General features: G+C 74.3%; 1 protein-coding gene. It reads right to left on the bottom strand.

What is annotated here, in order from left to right:
- The coding region (locus IH80_RS0138130) for a polyketide synthase dehydratase domain-containing protein (protein WP_030966498.1) at positions 1 to 2,660 on the bottom strand (2,660 nt) is incomplete at both ends.

Raw genomic sequence — 2,660 nt, 5'->3', positions numbered from 1 at the left:
CCGCACACCGTGCTCGGTGACCAGGTGACGGGCCGCCAACCGGCCCAGCGTCCCCGTACCACCCGTGACCAGCGCCGTACCCTCACCGTCCAGAGCGCGCGGGACGCTGAGGGCGACCTTGCCGATGTGACGGGCCTGGCTGACGTAGCGGAAGGCTTCGGGGGCCTTGCGGACGTCCCAGACCTTGACCGGCAGTGGCTGCAGGGAGCCCTGCTCGAAGAGCAGGACCAGCTCGGAGAGGATCTCCTGGACCCGGTCCGGGCCCGCCTCCACGAGGTCGAACGCCTGGTAGGCGACGCCCGGGTGGGCGGCGGCGACCTGCTGCGGGTCGCGGATGTCGGTCTTGCCCATCTCCAGGAACCTGCCGCCGCGCGGCAGCAGTTCGAGGGAGGCGTCCACGAACTCGTGGGCGAGGGCGTCGAGGACCACGTCCACACCGCGGCCTCCGGTGGCGGCGAGGAACCGCTCCTTGAACTCCAGGGTGCGGGAGTTGCCGATGTGCGCGTCGTCCAGGCCGCCGGCGCGCAGGGTGTCCCACTTGCCGGGGCTGGCGGTGCCGAAGACCTCGGCGCCGAAGTGCCGGGCGAGCTGGACGGCGGCCATACCCACCCCACCGGCGGCGGCGTGCACGAGGACGCTCTCACCGGCGGTGAGTCCGGCCCGGTCGAAGAGGCCGTAGTAGGCCGTGGTGAAGACGATCGGGACGGTGGCGGCCTGCTCGTAGGTCCAGCCGGCCGGCATCCGTACGAGGTTGCGGTGGTCGGCGAGGGCCTGCGGGCCGAAACCGTCGCGCAGCAGGCCCATCACACGGTCGCCGGGGGCGAGCGTGGTGACGCCGGGCCCGACCTCCATGACCACGCCCGCACCTTCGCCACCGAAGTGGGCCTTGCCCGGGTACATGCCGAGCGCGATGAGGACGTCGCGGAAGTTCAGGCCGGCGGCGCGGACCGCGATGCGGACCTGGCCCTCGGCGAGCGGTTCACCCACCTCGGGGCTGGGCAGCAGCGCCAGGTTCTCCAGGGTGCCTGCTGCGGTGACGTCCAGGTGCCAGGCTTCCGTGTTCGCCGGGACGGGCAGGGCGTCGGCCCCGGTGGCGCGGGCCAGGCGCGGCGCGGAGGCGAGTCCGGCGCGCACGGCCAGCTGCGGTTCGCCGGTGGCGAGGGCGGCGGGCAGGGCGTCGCGGGAGGCCTGGTCGTCGTCGAGGGCGATGAGCACGACGGAGTCGGGGTTCTCCGACTGCGCGGAGCGCACCAGGCCCCAGACGGCGGAGGCGGCGGCGTCGGTGACCGGGTCGCGGGTGAGGACGGCGAGGCGGGCGTCCTCGGTGGGCTGGTGCTGGAGTGCCGCGAGCACCCGGCCGGCCAGCTCTCGTACCCCCTCGGGGCCTGCGACGACCGGCTCGGTGACGTCCGCGAGGACGAAACCGGTGAGGCCTTCGGGGCCTGTCTCGGGAAGCTCCACCGGGTTCCAGGCGACCTGGAAGAGGGCGTCGTGGATCGGGGTGCGGGTGGCGCCGAGCTGCTCGGTGGAGACGGCGCGCAGCACCATCCGGCCGACGGTGGCGACGGGTGCGCCGGTCTGGTCGGCCAGTTCCAGGCTGACGCCGTCGGAGCCGGCGGGCACGGCGCGGACGCGCAGCCCGGCGGCACCCGAGGCATGGAGGGCGATCCGGTTCCAGGCGAACGGGAGCCGGGTCTGTTCGGCGTCGGCCTCCTGCCCGGGGCAGAAGGTGCTGGACTGCAGGGCGGCGTCGAGGAGAGCCGGGTGGAGGCCGAAGCGCTCCCTCTCGGCGTCCTGCGGCAGGGCGATCTCGGCGAAAACCTCATCGCCCCGGCGCCAGGCGTGCCGTACGCCCTGGAACAGCGGGCCGTAGTGCAGTCCGGCGGCGGCGCGGCCCTCGTAGAACCCGCCGAGGTCGATCTTCTCCACTCCGGCGGGGGGCCAGGTGGTGAAATCGAAGTCCTGGGCGGCGGGGGCGCTTTCGGAGAGTGCGCCGACGGCGTGGCGGGTCCAGGGGGTCTCGGGGGCGGCGTCCTGGGCGGCGGAGTAGAGGCTGACGGCGCGCAGTCCGTCGGCGGGTCCGGCGACGACGACCTGGACGCGGACCCCGCCCTTCTCGGGCAGGACGAGCGGGGCCTCGATGACGAGTTCGTCGAGGAGGCTCGCGCCCACCTCGTCGCCGGCCCGGACGACGAGCTCGACCAGGGCTGCGCCGGGCACGAGGATCGTGCCGTTGACGGCGTGGTCGGCCAGCCAGGGCTGGGTGCGGAGGGAGAGCAGACCCGTGGCGAGCACGCCGCCGGAGTCGGGGAGGCGGGTGACGGCGCCGAGCAGCGGGTGCTCCGCTCCCGCGAGACCGGCCCCGGACACGTCGCCGGCACCGGCCGTGCCTTCGAGCCAGAAGCGTTCACGCTGGAAGGCGTAGGTCGGCAGGTCCACGCGGCGGCCGCCGGTCCGCAGGAACGGCACGAACACCGGGTCCGTGGCGGCGTCGGCGGACTCCTGGCCCATGGCGGTGAGGACGCCGCCGGGGCCCAGCTCCAGGAAGACGCCGGTACCCAGCTCCTGGAGGGTGCGGATGCCGTCGGCGAAGCGGACGGCGTCACGGACATGACGGACCCAGTAGTCCGGGGACAGCAGCTCCTCCGTACCGGCGACCT

This window comes from Streptomyces sp. NRRL S-378, from assembly GCF_000720645.1.
Lineage (GTDB): Bacteria > Actinomycetota > Actinomycetes > Streptomycetales > Streptomycetaceae > Streptomyces.
Note: the sequence above shows the minus strand (reverse complement) of the source record. Positions and strands in the feature narration are given on the sequence as shown.